The organism is Psychrobacter sp. T6-6, assembly GCF_052258185.1.
Classification (GTDB): Bacteria; Pseudomonadota; Gammaproteobacteria; order Pseudomonadales; family Moraxellaceae; genus Psychrobacter.
In genome coordinates this window covers 15,646-37,641 of sequence record NZ_JBQQEX010000008.1, presented here as the reverse complement: position 1 = coordinate 37,641, position 21,996 = coordinate 15,646, and the positions used below count along the sequence as shown (strand labels likewise).

General features: G+C 44.4%; 16 protein-coding genes. 2 read left to right on the top strand and 14 right to left on the bottom strand.

The features are described from left to right. Nucleotides 1–26: 26 nt before the first annotated feature. The 12 genes from ACTXGL_RS11655 to ACTXGL_RS11600 all read right to left on the bottom strand — a co-directional run bounded on the left by ACTXGL_RS11655 (nucleotide 27) and on the right by ACTXGL_RS11600 (nucleotide 17,785). Nucleotides 27–680 (bottom strand): RraA family protein, encoded by a 654-nt coding sequence (locus ACTXGL_RS11655; protein ID WP_443526936.1) that lies wholly within the window; start codon nucleotides 678–680, stop codon nucleotides 27–29. 77 nt (nucleotides 681–757) lie between these two features. After that, nucleotides 758–2,851, bottom strand: a complete 2,094-nt coding sequence (locus ACTXGL_RS11650) for an IucA/IucC family protein (protein ID WP_443526935.1) — start codon at nucleotides 2,849–2,851, stop codon at nucleotides 758–760. A 4-nt stretch (nucleotides 2,852–2,855) separates the two neighbouring features. Beyond that, a complete protein-coding gene (locus ACTXGL_RS11645; protein ID WP_443526934.1) occupies nucleotides 2,856–4,829 on the bottom strand; it encodes an IucA/IucC family protein in 1,974 nt (657 codons plus the stop codon). A gap of 115 nt (nucleotides 4,830–4,944) precedes the next feature. Beyond that, entirely contained in the window at nucleotides 4,945–6,429 is a 1,485-nt protein-coding gene (locus ACTXGL_RS11640) for an MFS transporter (RefSeq protein WP_443526933.1), read from the bottom strand. After that, nucleotides 6,429–7,031, bottom strand: a complete 603-nt coding sequence (locus ACTXGL_RS11635; RefSeq protein ID WP_443526932.1) for a GNAT family N-acetyltransferase — start codon at nucleotides 7,029–7,031, stop codon at nucleotides 6,429–6,431. The genes ACTXGL_RS11640 and ACTXGL_RS11635 overlap by 1 nt, the downstream gene beginning before the upstream one ends. An 80-nt stretch (nucleotides 7,032–7,111) precedes the next feature. Further along, nucleotides 7,112–8,506 carry a lysine N(6)-hydroxylase/L-ornithine N(5)-oxygenase family protein gene (locus ACTXGL_RS11630; RefSeq protein ID WP_443526931.1) on the bottom strand — a complete coding sequence of 465 codons (1,395 nt, stop codon included), beginning with the start codon at nucleotides 8,504–8,506 and terminating at the stop codon, nucleotides 7,112–7,114. A gap of 117 nt (nucleotides 8,507–8,623) precedes the next feature. Then, the gene (locus tag ACTXGL_RS11625; protein ID WP_443526930.1) at nucleotides 8,624–10,432 is read right to left on the bottom strand and encodes an IucA/IucC family protein; all 1,809 of its coding nucleotides are present in this window, start codon (nucleotides 10,430–10,432) and stop codon (nucleotides 8,624–8,626) included. Nucleotide 10,433: 1 nt separating this feature from the next. Then, entirely contained in the window at nucleotides 10,434–11,939 is a 1,506-nt protein-coding gene (locus ACTXGL_RS11620; RefSeq protein WP_443526929.1) for a pyridoxal phosphate-dependent decarboxylase family protein, read from the bottom strand. 115 nt (nucleotides 11,940–12,054) lie between these two features. Beyond that, entirely contained in the window at nucleotides 12,055–13,404 is a 1,350-nt protein-coding gene (locus ACTXGL_RS11615; protein WP_443526928.1) for a diaminobutyrate--2-oxoglutarate transaminase family protein, read from the bottom strand. Between the two features lie 357 nt (nucleotides 13,405–13,761). Next, complete coding sequence (fhuB, locus tag ACTXGL_RS11610) at nucleotides 13,762–15,930, bottom strand: Fe(3+)-hydroxamate ABC transporter permease FhuB (protein WP_443526927.1); 2,169 nt, start codon at nucleotides 15,928–15,930, stop codon at nucleotides 13,762–13,764. After that, nucleotides 15,927–16,970 carry an ABC transporter substrate-binding protein gene (locus ACTXGL_RS11605; protein WP_443526926.1) on the bottom strand — a complete coding sequence of 348 codons (1,044 nt, stop codon included), beginning with the start codon at nucleotides 16,968–16,970 and terminating at the stop codon, nucleotides 15,927–15,929. Before ACTXGL_RS11605 ends, fhuB begins: the two co-directional genes overlap by 4 nt. Before the next feature lie 50 nt (nucleotides 16,971–17,020). Beyond that, nucleotides 17,021–17,785 carry an ABC transporter ATP-binding protein gene (locus ACTXGL_RS11600; RefSeq protein WP_443526925.1) on the bottom strand — a complete coding sequence of 255 codons (765 nt, stop codon included), beginning with the start codon at nucleotides 17,783–17,785 and terminating at the stop codon, nucleotides 17,021–17,023. A gap of 172 nt (nucleotides 17,786–17,957) precedes the next feature. Between ACTXGL_RS11600 and ACTXGL_RS11595 the strand changes: the two genes are divergently transcribed. Both ACTXGL_RS11595 and ACTXGL_RS11590 read left to right on the top strand, forming a co-directional pair. Continuing rightward, the gene (locus ACTXGL_RS11595) at nucleotides 17,958–19,223 is read left to right on the top strand and encodes a siderophore-interacting protein (RefSeq protein WP_443526924.1); all 1,266 of its coding nucleotides are present in this window, start codon (nucleotides 17,958–17,960) and stop codon (nucleotides 19,221–19,223) included. 262 nt (nucleotides 19,224–19,485) lie between these two features. Then, a complete protein-coding gene (locus ACTXGL_RS11590; RefSeq protein WP_443526923.1) occupies nucleotides 19,486–20,415 on the top strand; it encodes a haloalkane dehalogenase in 930 nt (309 codons plus the stop codon). 96 nt (nucleotides 20,416–20,511) lie between these two features. Here the strand turns inward: ACTXGL_RS11590 and ACTXGL_RS11585 are convergent, their stop codons facing one another. Together ACTXGL_RS11585 and ACTXGL_RS11580 are read right to left on the bottom strand one after the other, a co-directional pair. Beyond that, complete coding sequence (locus tag ACTXGL_RS11585; protein WP_443526922.1) at nucleotides 20,512–21,096, bottom strand: TetR/AcrR family transcriptional regulator; 585 nt, start codon at nucleotides 21,094–21,096, stop codon at nucleotides 20,512–20,514. A gap of 122 nt (nucleotides 21,097–21,218) precedes the next feature. Then, on the bottom strand, nucleotides 21,219–21,899 hold the full coding sequence (locus ACTXGL_RS11580; RefSeq protein WP_443526921.1) for a glutathione S-transferase family protein: 681 nt from the start codon (nucleotides 21,897–21,899) through the stop codon (nucleotides 21,219–21,221). Nucleotides 21,900–21,996: the final 97 nt, after the last annotated feature.

Sequence of the window (21,996 nt, the reverse complement as noted above, 5' to 3'; positions counted from 1 at the left end):
CATAAGTTTAACTGTACAACTTCCCGTTAGGAATTTGATGAGCTATTGAACAGTTTATCTAACTCATCGTTACTATATGCCTCAAAAAATAATTGGAACTTTACCTCATCCTCTCTATGCTTTTTTTGGAAATCTGGTAATAGCTGCTGTGCGACATTAATGGGCAACACGAAGATCCCGTCATTGTCCATAATGGCGATATCGCCTGAATGAATCGTCGTGGTCTGCTCACCAAAATGATAGGCAATATCGGATGCTAGCGTGCCTTGTATATGATCGCTTTTAAATGTGGTCACAGCACTGATACCTTGTGCAAATACAGGAAATCCCAATTGTTGAATTTGTACCGAGTCCGTTGCCTGTCCAATGACAATGACGGCGGATAGCTTCTCATAGATAGCTGCGCAAGTACGCAGTGCTCCCCAACATGCCTTGATGCCTAATATTTGAGCATCAATACATAACACATCATTAGGCGCTGCTTGAATCAATGCCTGGTTGATCACATCCGTGTTGTCCGAGGTTAGTTGGACTGTTAACACTCGGCCGACTATGGTAGCCGTGCAGGGATTGAGTGCTTTGATATCTGGTAAATACCCTTCCTCAGTCAGATGACCAATAGTTGAAGTACCTATCTCTTTATAGCTATCTATAAGGTCGTGAATATCGATTTCAGTCATAATGTTCTCACTATCGCACTTTTTAGCTTTTTTGTTTCTCGATAACTTTTATCGCATTGCTAATTGCTAATTAGCTATTAGTTAGTTAAATGGGTTCGTTGGCTAGCTGATTTTTTAACACGCTTGAACGGATTGATCGTTTTGCTTTCTCCAGCTGGCATACTGCCATGAGGATCAGAACCACGGGCAATAACGGGCAATAGCAATGTTTTATGCGGGTAATGTGAACTGTTCAGTAGCTCATTACGAAGTATCTGACGTTGATCGTCATCAAAATCGATAGTCACCAAGGATTCCTCAATACTGGTCATTACCTCGTGCCACAGCGTCTCTTCATTGATATGATAGTGCTCAACCAATGACTCAATAATCGCCCGAAGATTAACCAGTAATCCTAGCGACTGTAGATAAAATATCAGCGCTTGCGGCGTCTCTCGATATAAACGGTTTTTAAAATCTGGTGGGCTAAGATACTCAGGATTTGCTATTTGATGACGTGCCAGCCATGGTAGATGAATGCGTACGGAGTCATGGTCACGCAATAACAGACTGGTAAAATGATTGTATTTTAATACGATAACAATATTTTGCCCGTGCATCTCAGGTGCGAACCCTAGGCGTAAACAGCGCAGCATCGTACCCAAAAATATATCACAAAGATTTTTAAAACACGCTATGACAGCAAGTGTTTTGTCTTGTGTCGAACCTTCTTGAAAGCTGTCTTGACCACCACTATTCTGAACAATCCCGTCAAAAATGTGATGGCTGACACCCTGCTTGTAAACCAACATACCCAAGCTTGCCATAGGAAACAGTCGAATCGAATCGTCACACAGATCTGCTGGTAGTTGGCGTAGCATCGCGCCTAGATGCGTGGGCTTTTCTTGATAAAAGTAAGGATTGATAGCGCTTTTATCATGCAAATGAGTGGGCGACATGTAACCCCACCACAGACGTTCATCCCATAACCGTAGCTGTGCTGATAATACAGGGTCTATTGTTCTTGCCTGCATCAATATGGCTTGGTTTTTTTCACCATTGATCAGCTTGAGGGCTGGTAAGTAGCGCTTTGAATTCAGTGCGTACACACCTATAGGCAGCTTAATACTATTTGGCGTATTAGTATCAATCAGCATACTACGCATGGATGAGCTGGCATAAGTGATGAGGGCTTCAAAAGTCAGGGCGACAACTGTGCCACTGGCAAGATCGTCGGCATACATGTCATCAACCACATGAGTCATTTGCCAAGGGTGTACGGGCATCGCAATGTGCGTATCCGCTATTCCTTTGTCATCTAGCTCTCGCATCAAACTCTGCTGCTGCGTAGTGTCCAAAAGGTAGGCCGCTGGATTTTGTATAGTCATGTCTTTGACATGCTCTGCCATCATGACATGGCTTTTGGCAATGGCAACCCATACCAGCGTGATAGGCTGATTAAACTCTGCCATATAACGTTGGTATTCTATTGCCGTAAAGCCTAACTTGCCTTTAGCCAATGGATGAAACGGACGATCCATGAGTGATGCCCACTGCTCCGCCGCAATCAAGGTTTGATGCCAATGCGGATACTGACAAACTGCCGTTGTGATATTTGCCGTGGCTGATTGTTGCTGAGCTATAAAAGAAGCCTCTAAGCTCTCTTTTAGCTTTAATACACCGACGTCAGATAAGCTGTCACTAGCCATCATTGACAAAAAAGTATCTAACAAGTGCTGTGCTGAGCTTACTGGCTGGAGCAAAGCGCCATCTACATGATGGTTTTTATTGAGATTGCCCTTATGGTTATGTACGACAGGCAGACAGGATTTAGACAGTCGCCATGGTGACGCGTAAGCAGGCTCTACCAATAGTAATAACTGTCTCTCTTGGTCAACCTGCATCACCATCAATGGGTTATCTTGGTCAAAGAAGTCTTGATACTGCTGTGGTAGCGACGCTAAAAATTGATGCGCGTCTTGAGCTTGAGACGCTTGAATCGTCTGATGATTTGCTAAATACTCATGGGTGGTTGTCACTTGAATAAAATGCTCATCCATCCACTGCTCTAATAAGAAACACTCTACCAAATGATTAATCAGCGACCATTGAACAGCCTCGACATCTAGCTCAGGGTTTGCATCAAGGTGGCTGTTTTTCGCAGAATTCTGCACAGGGAATAATGTATGCATCGTCTTACCCCCGATTTTTAAACAGTGGGTTATTGATGTATTTAATCGGGAATGCTTTGTCTCCGAATAATCGGCGCTTGGCCAATGATTCAATGCGCGTTTGTTCGGCGAATACATCAAACAAGTCAAACCGCACTTGATGCTCTGGATGGGAGGTTTGATAGTCGGTCACGCAGTCAGCAACCTGTTGCCAAAATGCAACTTCAGAATAGTGATAATGCGTCTGCATAAAAATTGCGATGTCTGACAACGCCACAAAGAATAAGCAAGCAACCGTCATATCCCGAATGCCGTCGGTATCTTCGGTCTCGATGAATGAGCCTCTATTCAAGGCTGCATGTGCAGGTGGCAAGCTATAAAAATCTGGGCGTAAGTGTTGTTGGGTTAAGTGCTCAGGTGAATAGCGAACCCCGTCATGCAAATCTTTTAATAAGACTTTTACAGGATAGCCATCTTCATGTACCAAGACGATGTTTTGCGCATGGCATTCTAGTGCCACACCATAACCAAATAAGATATGCAATAAAGGGGTGACAGTGACCTTAATTAACTGCGCAATCCATGTCTCTACGCTATATTTATCAAGCCAAGGAGCTATCAGATGCGAGCCATCAGCATTAATATAGCTTACACCGTTGAGCGGAAATGCTGTTTGACCTTCTGATAAATATTGGTTCACGTTTTCTCGCCAAACGGCAGCTAGCCCGCCATACATATTTGGATGCTGATAGCCACGCGCGCGTAACGCCTCATGGTCTAGACTAACGCCAACGGTCTCACCTAAAAACGCAATGGGTAATGCTTGGGCGGTCTTATCATCTGCAATTAGTTGATTCAACCAAGTGGTGACAACAGCGGCATTCATCACGGTGTGCTTTGCCAATATTCGTGTGCTTGAGGTATTAATCAGATGCATACTTAGCTTTAGGTAGGCTTTATTATTAATGGCATCAGTATCACCGTTAACATTGCCATCAGCATTACCAAGCATCGTCAATGAGCGAATAGACTGCTGAGCACGGTACTGATGACCTGCATCACCCAAATAGATAACCTCTTGCGTGGCAAGTAATGGTTGTAATGCTTGAATCAAGGTGTTTTGCCATTGCCAAGGGTGCGCAGGTATCAGGCAATAGTTATTAGCCGTCTCGTCTACTTCATTACTAGCTGTACCTTCGTCTTGCTTATTTTTGGTTGTAAATACTTCTGTGAGTTTGGCATTGAGGGCAGAAAATTCATCCGCACCTATATAATCTTTTACCCATTCATTTACAGCGATACCAGTAGTGGTATTGCTCACCATTAGCTCTTTTTTGACCGCCAACCATACTACGCCGATGTTTTGATCAAACTCTGGGCCATAGTCATAGTTATCTTGCAAATCAAAACCAATACGAGACTTAAAACACGGATGATAAGGATGCCCTGCCGTCAAATAGCCTTCGAGTTGCTCGTAAGTGAGCGTATCAATAGGCACAGGCATATTGGAAGCCAGTATCTGAGATTGTGTTTCGTTCACTAAGGTATGGCGCAGCTCTTTGATAAAGCTGTCTCTGAGCTCTGCACTTTCAATATTGAGCAAGATATCACTAATCACATGCTCAAGAATGGCGTCTTGGGCAACACCATTAACCACTCGCTGCACATTTAGCTCATTCAAACGTATGATGTCAAAACTATAATGTATATAGCCTTGCGCGGTATAACGGACATCATTACCTGCTTTACCTACTTTTATAATAAAATTCAGCAGCGTCTCATTATCAGCACTGTCATGAGCGTTGTTCGCACTTTCAAATTCAAAATCAATAATATTTTCATATAACAATGCCTGTAGCAATTGCTTGATCACTCGTTGCTCAGCGCGTGCCATAATTTTAGAATCGACAGGCACTTGCCACGGTTTAGTCGCACAAGTAACGTCAGTACTATGATGGCTATTATTGTTTTTGGTAGAGTTTGCTAGATTATTGGTCATAGATATAAGCTTCCTGTCTAAAAATCGAATCGAATCAAATAAAAGTATAAATTTAAAGCGAATGATAATTATTTACATTAATAAGTTAAAGTAAACCCCTATACGGGGTATTTATTTATGGGGATCGTGGTAATTTGCACGCTGAAGGAATCGTGAGCAATAAAAGCACCGCGATTACTACCAGTATTTCTTGGATCGCTCTCGCCATACCTTGGCTACTGCCTGCTGCTAATAACTGCGCACCTCGACTGTCTATATAAATGGTGGACAGCGTGATAAATATGGTAGAGATGATGCGGCGACTGATATTATTAAGTGCGGCACCTTCAGTGACTGATTCTTTGGGTAAGCTACTAAAACCAACCGTCGTGGTCGGCAGATACGCCAAACCCACTCCAATACCGCGCATACTCATAATTAGCATTAATAGCCAAAGCGTTGGCTGATACAAGCACCATGCCAGCATCAAGGTAGATAGAGCGCTAATCGCAATGCCCACGATGCCAATCCCTCTGGCACCTTGCTTATCTACCTTCTTGCCAGCGTAATGCGTGGTGATACTGGCTATGAGCGTCGCGACCATCAGGACAATACCTGTCCATAACGCACTTTCGCCCATCACATCTTGTATCAAAACGGGTAATAGCAAGAGACACAGCATCAAACCGACTGTTTGGCTAATGCTGATGATATTGCTGTGCAAATAGGTTTTATTATTAAACAAGCGCACGTTCAATAACGGGTGACGCTGACGACGCTCATATGCCCACCAAACCATTGCAGATAGTAAAAATCCGACAGACAATAAACCCAATGTGGCTATCTTTAATAAGCCGTCACTGCTGAGTAACCCACCAGTAAAATCTATTTTCAGCGTGCTCAGCCACACCATCATGGCCAGCAGCCAAATGAGCAAACTGACAAACCCGATAGTATCGAAAGGGCTTTTTTTATCATTTGAGCGTATGTCAGGAATTAGGCGCCATACCATCGCCATGACTGCCGCACTGAGTGGCAAGGTAATGGCAAACAGTGTCCACCACGCAAACTGCTCAACCAAATAAGCCCCTACCAAAGGGCCAAAGGCCAACGACATCATAATAACAATGCCCCATAGCGCCATTACTCTGCCATGCTGCTGCTTCGGATAAATCTGATACAGCATACCAATAGATAGTGGAATAATCAGACCACCACTCAGCCCTTGTATGGCTCTGGCAATGATAACAAAGCTCATACTAGATGCCAGCATGCCAATGGCTGAGCCCAGCATAAACCCAAAAATTGCCGCCAAATAAACATGCTTAAAAGGGAACTTTTTGTTTAAATAGCCACTCAGCATCAGCCCCAGACTCATGGCTAAGACATACGCATTTAGCACCCAGCCGCCCATCACAATATCGACGTCAAACACCGACATAAAAACAGGAATTGCTGGATTGAGCGCACTATTACTAAAACTCACCACCGTACCGCCGAGTAGTAATGTCAGTAATACCTGCTGCACCTTTTTATCGTTCAAGCCATGACTGCTACTCTTAGAGGCTTCGTTTATAGGCGACTCATTGGTAAATACCCTATTTATAGGAGCGTCGCTCATTAAGCCGTAGTACCGTAGAAATTCAGATAACCTCTAGATTCCAAAAACTCATCGCGATTGCAGAAATACAATGAGGCGGTCTTTTCTGGCATCTCAATCAGACGTTGTACGCGATAAGCGAAGCTATCAGCAATCCACTGATATACCTCAACCTTACTATCCGGCTCGACCACAATTTTCTTGGCTTCAGTATGCTCAAATATAAACTTGCTGATCATCATACCCGTTGGTTTTAAATAGCCTTTGCCAACCACCGCCGGATCCCCAAGTAAAATATGCCAACCCATATCCGTCTCTTTGGCTTTGTAATACTGAGACAAGCGATCACGAGCCGTTTCATAAATTTCTGTATAGCCAATCGGCTTATCATCACAAAGTATCAGGTAGAGACGCTGATGATCATCGGCCAGCATTTTTTCAAAATGGGTTTTTAATTGCGGCATTGGAAGATGAAGCTGCCACTGATCAACCACATGCTCGGCATGCATCCATTTATACAGCAATGGCATATCATCTGGGTATTTGACAGGTCTCAACGCAAACGTCTTTTGATAAGCCTCAATGCTAAAAGTGTCGGGCAGGTTTTGGGTGATGGTCGGCATGACTTGCTCCTAGTTATTATTTTGCTATGTGGTTAGTGTTCTTTAATATCGTTTCTGTTAAATATAAGTTTTATAAAACACTACGTGCCAAATTTTTGAAACACTTTTAAGGCATCAGTGTCGTAAGTCTGCTCACCTGTCAACTGATTGATGATGCACCCTGCTCGATAAGCACCCAGCCCCAAGTCTGGTGACCCAACACCATGGGTATGCACCTCTTGATTTTGTACAAAAATCTTGCCATTAGTCACAATATCTTTTTGATGCGTCAGCACATATTTCAGTGCATAGTCTCGATCAATGACTGGCTGCTCAAACGCATCATGTGCGATGCTAGGCAGTAGCGTACTTAAGCACTCAGGCAGACCGTAACGATAGCCTGTACCAGCAATCACACAATCATATTCAGCAGTAAACGATTGATTCTGTTCACGCTGTCTAACCACCATTTTTATGGTGTCTGTCGGCTCTTGCTCTTCTAGCATTGTTGTCAGAGTTGACTCAATTACTTCACAGTTCGACAGCAACGTCGAATGCAGATCTTGATTGGTAATACTGCGCTCATAGAGACGATGATAAATATCGCGTATGGTTTCAAATCCCATGCCTTTATAGAGTAGGTCTTGCTTGGCAGTGACTTGGGGCTTGGTTGCTGAGTCTAAATGATAAAAGTAATCTGTATAAGCCGGGCTAAAATGCTCCAAGCCTAATGGAGAGTATTCCATGGGGAAAAACCCTGCCGAGCGAGTCATCCAATCTAGCTGAAACTTAGGGTCGTCATTAGTACTATCATCGCCATCAAACTGTTGATCAAACAGCGTTCGATATACCTCTGCGGAAGACTGCCCAGACCCCAACACTAACACTTTGGTCAGTTTGCCTTCAGTCTTGGTGCTATTCACATCAAGGCTACTCGCATTGAGGCTGTCCAAGTCAAAATTGTCTGCAAAATGAGCGGTGTGCATACAGCGGTTAGGCGCTTGCTTGGCAATGTCCTGCAGCGATGGTGGTAACGTGGCCTGTGTGCCCGTTCCTATGACTAAATTTTTAGCATGATAGGTGTTTTGCGTGCCTTGCTCACAGACGGTCACTAAAAACCCATCATTATTGTCGTCAAACGCCACGTCGATCACTGCCGCATCAAAATTCAGACTATCTAGCTGCTCTGCTACCCATTGGCAATAGTGGTTATACTCTTTACGATAAATTTTAAATTCTTCTAAAAAGTAAAACTTAAGCAATCGCTGCTGAGTATGCAGATAATTCAAAAAAGAATACGGACTGGTTGGGTCTATCAGTGTCACCAAGTCTGCCATAAAAGGCACTTGCAGTGTGGTGCTCGGCAATATCATGCCTTTATGCCAATTAAACTCAGCCTTTTGCTCAAAAAACTTGGCGGTTACGTCGGTCTTTGTCAGTAATGCCGCCAAACTTAAGTTAAACGGCCCTACGCCAATCCCAATAATATCTGACACGGTCGCCCCTTAGTGATTTGGTAGTAGTGCTTTGATAGTTACGTTAATTCTGGTGCTCGTTTCTATCGAACCCCAATTTATATCGTGTGCTTATCTTTGCCATCACAATATGATTTGCTACGTCATCATAGGGTTTGGGATATCGACATAAATAGACTGGGTCTCAACAGGTGCGGTCAGCTCATCGAGCGCATAGAGTCTGGTGAGTAGATTGCCCTTGAACGGCAATGTAGGGCTGCGCAATAGCAAGTCAAATAACGGACGATGTGGGTATTGTTGCTCTAATGCCATTAAACACGCTTTAAACATCGTGATTAATGCCTCCTCATTCACAAGCTGAGTACGAGCAATAGCAGTGATAAGACCAAATATACTGTTACCAACTAGATAATAGGCAAATCTTGAGTCGGCAAAGTCTTCTGGAATGACACACTCTCCTTCGCTAATAAGCTCGGGGTAAGCATCAATGAGCGGCGTGGCATACTCAGCAATATAGCCAAATCCTTGATTGTCTCTGGCCCAAAATTTGCTAGGATAGCCGCCTGTTAGCTCAACGAGACTGTTTTGCTGATGTACCTCAAAACCAATACCATGCTGATAATACATATGAATAAGCGGTATAAAACCAACTTGCAAATAAGTGTCAAACCACTGGACAGCCACCTGTTCTAAAGACTCATCTGTCCGTTTATGGATAGACTTAAACAGTGTCTCTAAGCGATTGGTGAGACGAGTGGGATGGTCTTGGCTTAAGCTGGCAAGATTGGTGACTTGCGTATCCTCTGTGAAAGGATTGTCACGTAAGATACAGATGGTTTCATCAATGATTTTTCCATCCACACGTAAGGCAATCCAAGCGGGGTCATTCAATACCGCAATCGTAGGGTACTCGGTTTTGAGCTGAGTACCATAGTCGCTACGCCAGATTCGGCAGGCATGCATACCGCGCTTACATTCTTTGGGCAGGTTAATCCGCACCGAATTGGTAATCGCCACAGACAACGACAGTTTAAACATCCAAGGCGCATCGAAGGCCGCTAGCGTGCGTACTGATGTCGTTGGATGCAGATACCAACCAAGCTCACCCAAGTCAAACAACTGACCACTCTCTAACAGCTTTTGGTACCAAGGTTGCTGCTGCAAAAACCTTGCTTGCCAAGGGTGCAATGGCAACAGCTTATAGTCAGGATGCTCAGCCACAAGCTGCTGTTGATAGCCACTCATATCAGCTTGTAATTTAGATTTGAGCGCTGTGGTAATGCTATCGCCATCTACGAATTCTTCTGCAATGCAACTGGGGTGCACTAGCCAATAATGCAGCTGGGTTTTGCTACTGGTCTCGGGCGCATACTTCGCCCACTCATCACCATAAAATCCTGCGCGGCCTTTGGGTGTGGGGTGCATAGCATGACCGTAAATAAGGTTTTGTTCGGTTTGAATAAAGTCTTGCTGATAGTCAACGATGTCATCAATCTCATCATTACGATGCTCTAAGATAGTCTGCAGCCCCTCATAACTCTCAATCCAGCGCTTTAATACGCCATTGGCATCTAGCGTCGCTTTATCTTTATAACGATGCACAATATCTTCAATAATCAAAGATGCCAAACTCATAGCAGAGGACTTTGTCCATTGGCTATTTTGTAATGAGACATCCGTTTGATTGTTTGATAGCTGCTTATTTAATATAAGCGGCATGTCTGCCAAACGATGCTGACCTAATTGACTCACTCTATCAATAGGTACAACCATTACCGTGTTTAAAGGCGCTAGCTTTAGAACTAATAGTGGCTTATTCTGTGAGGCCTGCTTTTGTATATCGTCTTGCTGCGCTAAGGCAATAATATCGCCGCGCCCAGTCTCAAAACAGTAAGCATTGATTAGATTTTGTAGTGTGAGTCGATCAAGCGTTCTATGCTGCATCATATTATTTTTTCCCATCAGCTTTTAGTCTTTCAGAATTAAGTCGGTTAAAACCAGCAATATCCATCTGCTCAATGATGTCTGCAATATCATTGATTTGGGTATTGGGATTTAGAATGGTGAATTTAAGGCAAAGGCGCTGCTCAAACTGGGTGGTGGCCACATTGGCAATATTATTGACCAATAATGCTTGCGCAATGTGACGATTAAGCTGTGCGAGTTGGTCATCAGACAGCGCGGTATCTTTGGGTGTAAAGTAAAACAAAACACTGCTGATAATAGGCTTATGTACCAGTACAAAATTTTCATTTGCATCAATCAGCTGTGCCGCTTGCTTGGCGGTATCTAGACAGTTATCAATCAAGGCTGCATAGTCATCTGTTCCTAGTAAGTCCAGCGCCATCCACAGCTTTAAGGCATCGAATCGGCGTGTGGTCTGTAAAGAGTACGTCACCAAGTTTGGGATATTGTCTTGTTCATCATCAGCAGAGTTTAGATACTCACTATGATGGCGAATGCTCTCGAAATTCCGATTGTCTCGTAAAAGAAAAGCGCCGCAGCTGATCGGCAAGAAGAAATGTTTGTGAAAATCTAAGGTAATAGAGTCAGCCTGATTCAGCCCCTCAATCAAGTGTCGATAGCGCTGTGACAATAGCAATGCCCCGCCCCATGCTGCATCGATATGTAGCCATATCTGTGCATCACGGCAGATCTTTCCGATAGACATTAGAGGATCAATCGCACCCAAGTCCGTTGTGCCAGCCGTTGCGATGATGGCCATCACATTGTCCGCACCTAGCTGATTTATCTGATGTTGTAAGTCAGACATCAGCATGGCACCTGATGCATCAGTCGCTACTTTAATGACGGAACGTTGACCCAGACCTAGTAGCGCCGCATTTTTTTCAATAGAAAAGTGCGCCTGGGCTGAGCACAGGATTTTGCCACTTCGCTGACCGATCAGGCCGTCTTTTTGCACATCAACGCCCTTAGCCTTATAGAATCGATTGCGTGCCAGCAGTAAACCCATCAGATTACTTTGCGTACCACCACTGGTAAAGACACCACCAGCGTTATGGCCTATCTGTTCATCAAAGAGAGCACCAGAGATGTCACCAAACTGACAACATTGACATAACCAGTGTATTAAGTCTTTTTCGATATAAGTCGCTGCTGGACTTTGATTCCATGAGTCCATACTTTGGTTAGTGGCCGCGATAATCATCTCAGCAATCTGTCCGATGACTAGTGTGGGTGGATGCAAGTGGGCTAAGCAATTCGCATTGGCCGTCGACACACAACTGGGTAAAAAATTACTTTGAATATCAGCGAGTATCGTGTCGATGTCTCGGCCTTGCTGATGGATGCTAAAGGCATTGGTTGCTTGCACTTGTTGCGGTGTGCCGCCCAAATATACGTTGTTGTCGTCTAGCCACTGTTTGATGACAGCGCTGGTTTTTTGCATATGCGTGACATATTGCTCACTGGTTTGCTGGTTTAATAAATGCAAAATGTCCTCACTTGTTTATTCTACGATGGTATAAATCGCAAATAAGTGACTTGTTATTAGAGTCGTTATCAGAGCTTTTTATAAAAGTGTGAATCATGCTAAGGTGCTGGCAAGACTATTGATTGTCTTCTAGCGCCATATCAAGCCTTTGCAAGACTTGCTGCAGCTCATCTTTGGTTATATTGAGTGGCGGTAATAACCGCAGTACTGTGCCACCGCGTCCGCCCTTTTCAATCACCAATCCATGTTTAAAACACGCTTGTTGGATTTTGGCAGCCACCTCACTGTCTGCTGGATAACTACCGTCATTTTGCTTAGGCAGGTTTGGATTAACGATTTCTATGCCAATCATGAGACCACGCCCTCTGACTTGACCTATTTTTGGATAGCGCTGTTGGCATATTTTTAGCTGCGCCATAAACCACGCGCCTATTTCTAAAACATAATCCGCAACGTTGTTGTCTTTTAAGTAATTGAGAGTGGCAAGGCCAGTCGCCATCGCCAATTGATTGCCTCTAAACGTGCCAGAATGATTGCCTGCCTGCCATACATCGTATTGTTTTTTGATACCCAATACCGCAAGTGGTAGCCCACCACCGATTGCCTTTGACATCACAATCATATCGGGATCGATATCCGCATGTTGATAAGCGAACCAACGTCCTGTACGGCAAAACCCTGTTTGTACTTCATCGATAATCAGCATGATGCCCAGCTCTTTTGTCACTCGGCGCACATGCTTCAGCCATTCTATTGGCGCAGGATTGACACCACCTTCCCCTTGTATGACTTCTAAAATGACTGCGGCAGGTTTCACCACACCGCTTTCTACATCTTTTAGGAAATTTTCGAAGTAGCGCATATGGGCGTGGATGCTTTGCTCAAAAGGCAAGCCAAATGCGCAGCGATACATATTAGGATAAGGCAAAAACTGTACCGAGCTCATCAAGCCTTCGATACCTTGTTTAGGTGCTAAGTTCCCTGTCACCGCCAGCGCACCATGCGTCATGCCATGATAGCCACCGCTGAAACTGACAACACCTGAACGACCCGTGACTTGCTTGGCCAATTTAATAGCCGCTTCTACCGCATCAGCACCCGTCGGTCCGCAAAACTGCAAGCAATACTCATCGCTATTGGTCGCGAGTAACTTGTACATGAATTCGCTAAATTTGTCTTTTAACGGCGTGGTGATATCCAATGTATGCATTGGTAAATTGCTGTCTAATAGATCTTTGATACTTTCTATGACCACAGGATGATTGTGCCCAAGTGCCAGCGTGCCCGCGCCTGATAGGCAATCTATATATTCATTGCCTTCCACATCGGTAATCCAAGCACCTTTAGCTGATTGGATCGCAAATGGCAGCTTACGTGGATAACTACGAACCTTCGATTCAAATTGTTCTTGACGATTTAAGTAGCATTCATTATCAAGTGATTCGTCTAATAAGATCGTGTCCATAGCTTCAGCCTTGTTGTTGTCAGTCGTCTTGGATAAACATTAAAAAGTAAGTTGTGACGCTTACTTCTTAAAATACTGCTCATTTATGTTGAATGATAATGTAAATGATAATCATTATTATTAATGAAGCGTAGTATCTACTACCAATAACTTACTGTCAACCCAGTTTTAGAATTTTTCGGTAAATGAGCACGATAAAAAGAGCTGTTAGCACGAAGTTAAGAATGATGAATTTAAAGATGAAGGAAACTATCAAAAACCGTTAACCGATCAGTGACGCACAGCTACTGAGCACAAATAGTTCCAGACTATCTGTGCTCACTATATTGTTGGTTAATAGCTGTCTAAAGACAGCTGTTATCTATTGGCTGAGGCTGGCACCTTACGAATGAGCCATAAGAAATAACCACCACCGATGATCGCTGCAACCGTACCTGCAGGTAGCTCATAAGGAAAAATAACATAACGTCCGATCCAATCCGCTATTACCATAACACCTGCCCCTAACAGTGCTGCTAGTGGCAACTGCCTTTCAAGCTTCACAGCGCCCAGTGAAGTCGCTAAGTGAGGTACCATTAAACCAACAAAGCTCAATGGGCCAACGGCAAGCGTACTGGCTGTGCTAAGTGCCGCTACTAATACCAATAGCGATAGCGTCACAGGCGTCACTGCCACACCCAAGTTTCGAGCGACTCCTGCACCTAAGCCAAGGACACGCAAGGGCTTGATAATCAACACGCTCAGTACCAATAAGATAATCGCGATACCAATGAGGTACCATACCGTACTGGGCTGGGCGCTATAGGTCGTGCCCGATAGCCAGCTGAGCATCGCCTCTAAACGTGGGTCGCCTGAGAGCTTGACCATATGCATCACCCCATCCATCATGGCGGCAATGCCGATACCGACCAGTAATAGATAACCTGAACTGACTCTACGTGCCAACCAAATAACCAGCAACAACACCGCCATCGCACCGGACAGACCTGATATCAGTAACGTCCCTGCTCCTGCAGACAGCCCTAAACTTGGCAATAATAAAAACCCTAAAATCACCCCAAGTGCGGCACCTGAACTGACACCCAACACCTCAGGACTGGCCATAGGGTTACGCGTTAGAGTTTGTAGCAACACCCCTGCGACTGCCAGCATCAACCCTGTTGCCGCAGCGCTCAAGCTACGAGGCAGACGATATTGCTGCGTGAGCGCCCAGTCTGTACTGAGACCCCAACCGTTGATATCTTGCACAAATAAACAAGCAGCTACAATGACAGCGATCACACCAAAACCCCATCGCCAAAATATAATGCTTGTATTTTGGCCAGTGGTCATAGGTGTCACTGTCTCTATCCGCGCGCGGCGCTGACGCAAAATCAGCCAAATAATAAGCGGCGCTCCCAAAATACCAGTCATCGCACCCGCTGGAATTTGCATATCCAATATCGGTTCAAGCAACAACGCAACGTTGCTGGTCAATAGCAATAGCAACGCACCAAGTCCAAATGCGGTTGTCAAACGCTTACCAATAGAGGAAATACCTAGCGCATTGACCAAACTTGCGGCGCCAAGCCCAATAAAACCAATCAAACCAACTTCGCTAATAACCAGTGCCGTCACCACCGCCACGACAAGTACCACTAGAGCTCGAATACCATTGATAGGTACGCCCAAACGTCTCGCTTGCGAGTCATCCAAACTCATCAGGGTTAGCGGTTTTAACAAAGGCAAGCATACTAACATCGCTAGGACAGCCGTTGTTATCAGCGCATAACTCGTATCCCAGCTGCTTTGAGCCAAAAACCCAGCAGCCCACGACAACATACCATTACTGCGCTCCGCAAAGAACAATACCAGTACATTGGCCACTGCGACGAGCAAAATATTGACCACCAAGCCTGCCAGTATCAAAATAAGGGGATTAAATCGACTAGGTGCTGATAGGGCGAATACCAAGCCCATACTGATGACAGCCCCCACAAAGGCCACATAAAGTCCACCATAAATCGCCAGACTGGGTAAAAATAGAGTGACGATAAGCATGGCTAACTGTGCACCCACTCCCACACCTAACGTGGTGTCTGATGCTAGAGGGTTCTTGACCAGCTGCTGTAATAAAATACTAACAACACCCAGTAACCCACCTGCTAAGAGCGCAACCACACTGGTGGCGACTAAGTGGAGCTGTGTCGCCATACTGGCAATATCCAGTTGCAAACTTGGCAAAAACAGCTCGCTGATTGGACGCGTCCAATCTCGATCTAGTAGTGCCCAACCACTCCATCCTGATAAAGCTATCAGTCCAATAAAGGTCACCCACAGTCGCCATGGTGTATTGCTCGATGACGTCACATAAGGTTTTGGTCGATTTGGTAGCTGCGGCGATGCGTGTTTTGATGAGGTCGACGCGGATAGCGATGATGGCGAATTCGCAACCGTTTCCGTTTGAGAAGGTGATGTCATAGCATGAACACTGTCAACGTTATTATCGATGTTACTATTGATATGATTCGTGGTATTGGCGCTCATAGTGTTGCCCCGCCTTTTAGTGAAACTTCCGACAGGTTATGTGCCAAACTGACTAGTGACGACATGCCCCCATAAATCCATACTGGCGGTAGCTCCGCCATACAGCGATCAGCTCCGTAACCTAAACGCTGCCACACCAAACTGTCTTTGATCTCAGCTTTGGTTATCGGACTAAGCGGATCTATGATAAGTAAGCAAGTCTCGTCGTCTAACTGAGCCAAATCTCCCATTCTTATAGGGACAAATCCCCATTGATTACCCTCCCCTAAGACCACAAGTTCTTTATTCATTTTGTCTAATGCCACTTTGAATAGACTGTTATCCACATACATACGCATGTTGTTGGCATCGGCAAACTGTACAACAGCGAACTTTTTTGCTTTTGGATAACGCTTTTGGAACTGCTGACTGGCAAGCTGTATCTCTTTTTCACTCTGTAAGATATAGTCTTCAGCCATTTTGGGATTATCAATAAGTACGCCAAGCTCCCGCGTCGGTTCGGTATAATCAGCCCATGTTGCTATCTCGCCTTTCGCTGCAAACATCACTGATTCAGCTGGGACATCGCCATATAGGTTGCGAGCATGCTCATAAAAATAATTATCTATGACCATATCAACTGGTAGCTGCGCGACTAGCTCAGCATTGGGTTGATAGCGAATGCCTAAATCTGTGATAGATGCTGGTAGCTTAGGACTACCAACCCATCTATCCCACACTCTGACGTCACCTGTCGCAATCGGTGCATGTCCCATCGCGGTCAGTGTCGCCGCATTGCCCCAGTCAGGGGAGACAATATTGAGCCTGTCACTGGTGTTATTTTTTGACTTGTTACGTTGTGGCTCATTTTTCTGGGATTTAAAGCTATCTTCAGAGTGAGTCTCATCAAGTTGGGTAATGCTTTTTTCGGATGCTGAGTGACTACAAGCACTCAACATTAGTATTACTGCTATGGAGCCTACAAATGCTAATGGCTTAACTAACATCAACATGACTATCAAGCGTTTGAAGAATGGATACTGATAATGAACACAAAGCATAAAGGCATATCTTTTTAGACGAGTGAGAAAAGAAGAGAGGCAATGCGATATTAAGCGACAGCGACGAGCTGTCCTGTTATAGGATGACTGAGCAGCTGCATATCGACATTAAAAATATCGTGTAATACAGTAGGTTGCATGGTGCTTGCGATATCGCCGCTGTGACACACGTGTCCGTTTTTTAGGGCGATAATGCGATCCGCATACTGCGCGGCCAAATTGATGTCGTGAATGATAATCACCACACTCAAGCCTTGCTCATCTACCAAGCGACGAATAAGCTGAATGACCTCAATTTGATAGTGCATATCAAGAGCAGCAAGTGGCTCATCGAGTAATAAGTAGCGAGTATCTTGAGCTAAGCACATGGCAAGCCAAGCACGAGCGCGCTCACCGCCTGATAGTGTTGCCGTAATACGATCCGCGAATGCCTCTGTTTGAGTAACCTTTAGCGCTTGCTCGACTTTATCTCTATCAGTCTGAGTTGGCTTTTGTAGCCATTTTTGATGCGGATAACGCCCCAGCATCACCAGCTCACGAACAGTGAATCCAGCAGCGTCAGGCAGTTGCTGCGGCAGATATGCCATTTGCCGTGCCAGCTCTTTACTACCGTAATCGCTAATATTGGTCTCATCTAATGTGATCGTACCCCCACTACTCTTCATCTCCCCTGCCAGTGCCTTGATCAGAGTCGACTTGCCTGACCCATTGTGCCCAACTAGCGCCACCAACTGCTTGGGGTCAATCTCACAACTCACATTGTCTAGTAAAGTATTGTCTTGACGTCTGATGGTCAGTTGGTTTGCACGTAACATATAGGCACTCGTTGTTGGTCAAAATTGAGAAAAGTAAGGGACAGTCGCAATCGCTCTCTCAAAACGAAAACGACAATTAAGATGATTTTACTCGTAAATGATAATAAAAACAATTATCATTAACTAATTGAATGTTTAACTCCCTATTCCATAATTTCTGATGAGTATCAATATGGCCAATATCCTCTTATCTTCTGAACGTAATAGTTATAGTACAGACAGACCATACACCCCCCTAAACGCCCCTGAATTACAAGACATCATCAGTCATATTAATGAAGAACACATAGATGAGCTGTTAGGGTTTTTACAGGTATTCACTCCTATATCCACCGCTGAATTAAATAATATAGAGGTACGATTGACGACGGTTTACGCTGAAGGTATCGACATACAAGTGCAACCAAAAAACGTAGAGTATCAATCGATTATGGCTCAAAACCAGTTTGAGCAGAGTCAGACTTTTTTTATCGCTTTTGCCGACTCCATTACGCATCCTGATGAGCTGCAAGTTCAATATATTGCGCTCAAACAAAAAGCCGATAAAAAACTGGGCAAAAAAACAATCAAACTGACCAAGCAAGTATTTGATGTACAAGACAGTTATAGAGTCAGCAAAAATATGCTGCGCCTCCAGTTAAGCATGCCCATACCCAGCAATGCCAGTAAGGTCGAACGCGCCGCCTCAGTACCTACAAACGAAGCCGGCTACGCTTACTTATTTGATTTGGATCACAACGCGTTGACTCAGGAGGCAACAGCTGACACTACTGATAGTAGTGAAGAAAACAATCTACGCCCTGCTCGATCTCATTGTTATTACACTTTGAGAAAAGCGTGGCAAACGTCTACAGATATGCAGGCTTTGGTCGATGTGTTTTTGCATGGGGATACGCCAGGCGGCAGTTGGGCTCAGTCGCTACAATCAGGTGACACCGTGGTGACCAAAAGAGAGTTTCCCGAAAAAACTGAGCATTTGCGTGACGGACAGGCGTTACTGATTGCGGATGAAACGTCTATGCCGACGGTCGCTCGTCTACTGGAGCTATGGAAAAACCCTAAACCACCATTGGTTGTTTGTGTGACGCAGCATATAGCCGATCAACGTTATTTTGATGCTGTAAAAATGCGTAGCAGCCTTGATGGTATTGATAACGACAACAGTGACACTGATAGTGATTGCAATACTGAAAGCCGCAAGGACGATCACTTTACCGTATTGCCTATAGTGACCAATCAAGCAAACTCGGGAGCAGAATTGGCTACTCTGATTGACAGTCAGTTAGCGGATTATTTGACTCATAAGTCTCTACAGATCGATAAAGTCTGGGGGGCATTAGAAGCGAATACTGCCAAAGCATTGCGCCCACTATTAAAAGACCGACTGGCGCTCAGCCGTACCGATGTCGTGGTTAAGGTATATTGGCGTCACGATTAGTTTAGCCCTATAAGATAAAATGCAAAGCCTACCCTATACATAGTCAAGCCTACTGACGCATCCACTATTAGTGTTTGCAGCAACGAATGCTTGTAGGGTATAGTTTTCATTTTGAACGTTTAATCAATATAGTGTATAGGCAGACAGCTTTATCACTAATATTACAAATGATAGTCGAATAGCACGCAGATGCTCATTGCTAATAGACTGTCTAACCTCTGTGCAAGAACGCACGGTTATTTATTCAATTCAAGGACGACATATGAAAACCCTTAGAACCCCTGACGACCGTTTTACTAATCTACCCGATTATGATTTTTCCCCGAACTACCTGATGGTCGATGACACCGAGGGCGGTGAGCTGCGCGTACATTACCTCGATGAAGGTCCAAGAGATGCTGATCCTGTACTACTACTGCATGGCGAGCCTTCTTGGAGTTATCTGTATCGCAAGGTCATTCCGCTACTGACGGCTGCAGGGCACCGTGTCATTGCGCCAGACCTCCCTGGTTTTGGTCGATCGGACAAGCCTGCATCGCGTACTGACTACACTTATCAAAGACATGTTGACTGGATGCAATCTGTACTTGATCAGCTAGACTTAAATAATATTACGTTATTTTGTCAAGACTGGGGTGGTCTAATCGGTCTACGATTAGTAGCAGAGCATCCAGATAGGTTTGCTCGAGTAGCTGCTGGCAATACCATGCTCCCAACTGGTGATCATGATCCTGGTGAAGGGTTTCGTAAATGGCAACAGTTCTCACAAGATACGCCTCAGTTCAATGCAGGAGGTACAATCAAAAGCGGTACCACGACGACGCTATCGCAAGCGGTGATTGATGCCTATGATGCGCCCTTCCCTGATGAGTCATACAAAGAAGGCGCTAGGCAGTTCCCATTACTGGTGCCGACTACGCCAGATGACCCTGCTTCAGAAAAAAACCGTGCCGCATGGACAAAGCTTAGTAAGTGGGAAAAGCCTTTTATTACGCTGTTCAGTGATTCTGACCCAGTGACTGGCGGTGGCGATCGTATTTTGCAAAAACTCATCCCTGGTACGAATGGTCAGCAGCATACAACTATCGTTAATGGTGGACATTTTCTACAAGAAGATCAAGGTGAAAGGTTGGCTGAGCTGCTTCTCAAATTCATTCGTGATAATCCTGATGAATCTAAACCTTCTCAATAAGCAATTGAGTCATGACGCCATATAGGCATCATCAATAAAAAGCACCCTTACTACCACTATGGTAATAAGGGTGCTGTTGTTAGAAAATATCTTTCTTTACACTATATTTTTAAAAATATCATCGATGTACCTTTCGACCGCAGCATCATCGCTAGTCACTTGAGCATAAGTTCTCAGACCTATGATCTGAATCTGAAGATAGCGTGCCAATTCAGTCGATTCTTTTTCTGCACTGATTTCACCGCTCTCAATAGCTTGCTCAAACCAAGTGGCAAATGAGGTCTCTATTCCTTCTAAAATCCCTGTCGCGTGTGCCAGTAGTTCTGGACTATCATTCTGAGTCAGTTCGGCGACCGTTTTGACGATCATACACATACCGCTTGGTGCTGTTGCCTTATTACACACGATCACAGTGTGAATAAAGTGTCTTAGTCCACCAAGCACCGTGTCTTTTTGTGCCATACAATTGGCCAGTCTTTTTGCGCCTTCTGCTGCATAACGATTTAATGACTCTATAAATAGCTTGTCTTTGCTACCAAAAGCTGCATAGATACTGCCAGGATGCATGTTGACGACGTCTTGTAAGTTGCGCATCGATGTTGCGTGATAGCCCTTTTCCCAATAGAGATTTTTGGCTTTTTCGATCACATCCTCACGATTGAATTTTATCGGAGCACTCATAATTTTCACCTTAATAGCTTTGCCTTAAAACCTATTTTAAGGCAAAGTTTGTAGAATCAACCTTAGTTCTTGGTTTTAATCACTTTTTATATTATAAGGCTTATTGACCGCTTTTGCTTTGATTAACTGTTTTTATCAAAATTTTGTGGATAAAGTGCGCGTGCCGCAACGTCATCAAAGTCAGTTTTAAAATCAATACCTTTAGGGATATCGCGGGCTTTTTGTACCGCAGGACGGGCATCAATGTTTGCAAACCAACGCTTTAGATTAGGATAGTTGTCCAATCCTGCATCACCTAGTACGACCGCTGCCTTATCAATCCAGCCCCAAGCAGAGATGTCTGCAATTGTATATTCATCCCCAACCAGATATTCGCGATCTTGTAGATGCGTGTCTAGCACTTCGTAATGACGCTCAGCTTCACGAAGATAGCGATTGATGGCATAAGCGATTTTTTCTGGTGCTTTGTGTCTAAAGTGAACTGATTGACCAGAAAAAGGACCCAGTCCTGATGCAATGAACATAAGCCATGACAGCATCTCGCTACGGTCTTCTGGCTTGCCTGCCAATTGTCCTGTCTTTTCCGACAAGTACATCAAGATAGCAGTAGAGTCAAATACACGTTTGCCATCATCTTCGAGCGCTGGAGTTTTACCATTTGGATTGATGGCACGGTACTCAGGCGTATGTTGCTCACCTTTTAGAGTATCAACAGCGACGAGTTCGTATGGCAAACCTGTCTCTTCAAGAAACAGTGCCACTTTCATTGGGTTTGGGGTTTGATGAAAATAAAACTTAAGCATAATCTTATCCTATTGGGAAATAGTCGTTTGATGACTACAAAAGGCAGTAGAAAAAACATAAAAAATAGTAGAGAGAACAAAAATAGGCGTCATGATT

Coding starts and splice junctions, on each gene's coding strand:
- ACTXGL_RS11655 (WP_443526936.1), bottom strand. CDS start 680: ATGACTGAAATCGATATTCACGACCTTATAGATAGCTATAAAGAGATA.
- ACTXGL_RS11650 (WP_443526935.1), bottom strand. CDS start 2,851: ATGCATACATTATTCCCTGTGCAGAATTCTGCGAAAAACAGCCACCTT.
- ACTXGL_RS11645 (WP_443526934.1), bottom strand. CDS start 4,829: ATGACCAATAATCTAGCAAACTCTACCAAAAACAATAATAGCCATCAT.
- ACTXGL_RS11640 (WP_443526933.1), bottom strand. CDS start 6,429: ATGAGCGACGCTCCTATAAATAGGGTATTTACCAATGAGTCGCCTATA.
- ACTXGL_RS11635 (WP_443526932.1), bottom strand. CDS start 7,031: ATGCCGACCATCACCCAAAACCTGCCCGACACTTTTAGCATTGAGGCT.
- ACTXGL_RS11625 (WP_443526930.1), bottom strand. CDS start 10,432: ATGATGCAGCATAGAACGCTTGATCGACTCACACTACAAAATCTAATC.
- ACTXGL_RS11615 (WP_443526928.1), bottom strand. CDS start 13,404: ATGGACACGATCTTATTAGACGAATCACTTGATAATGAATGCTACTTA.
- fhuB (WP_443526927.1), bottom strand. CDS start 15,930: ATGAGCGCCAATACCACGAATCATATCAATAGTAACATCGATAATAAC.
- ACTXGL_RS11605 (WP_443526926.1), bottom strand. CDS start 16,970: ATGCTTTGTGTTCATTATCAGTATCCATTCTTCAAACGCTTGATAGTC.
- ACTXGL_RS11600 (WP_443526925.1), bottom strand. CDS start 17,785: ATGTTACGTGCAAACCAACTGACCATCAGACGTCAAGACAATACTTTA.
- ACTXGL_RS11595 (WP_443526924.1), top strand. CDS start 17,958: ATGGCCAATATCCTCTTATCTTCTGAACGTAATAGTTATAGTACAGAC.
- ACTXGL_RS11590 (WP_443526923.1), top strand. CDS start 19,486: ATGAAAACCCTTAGAACCCCTGACGACCGTTTTACTAATCTACCCGAT.
- ACTXGL_RS11585 (WP_443526922.1), bottom strand. CDS start 21,096: ATGAGTGCTCCGATAAAATTCAATCGTGAGGATGTGATCGAAAAAGCC.
- ACTXGL_RS11580 (WP_443526921.1), bottom strand. CDS start 21,899: ATGCTTAAGTTTTATTTTCATCAAACCCCAAACCCAATGAAAGTGGCA.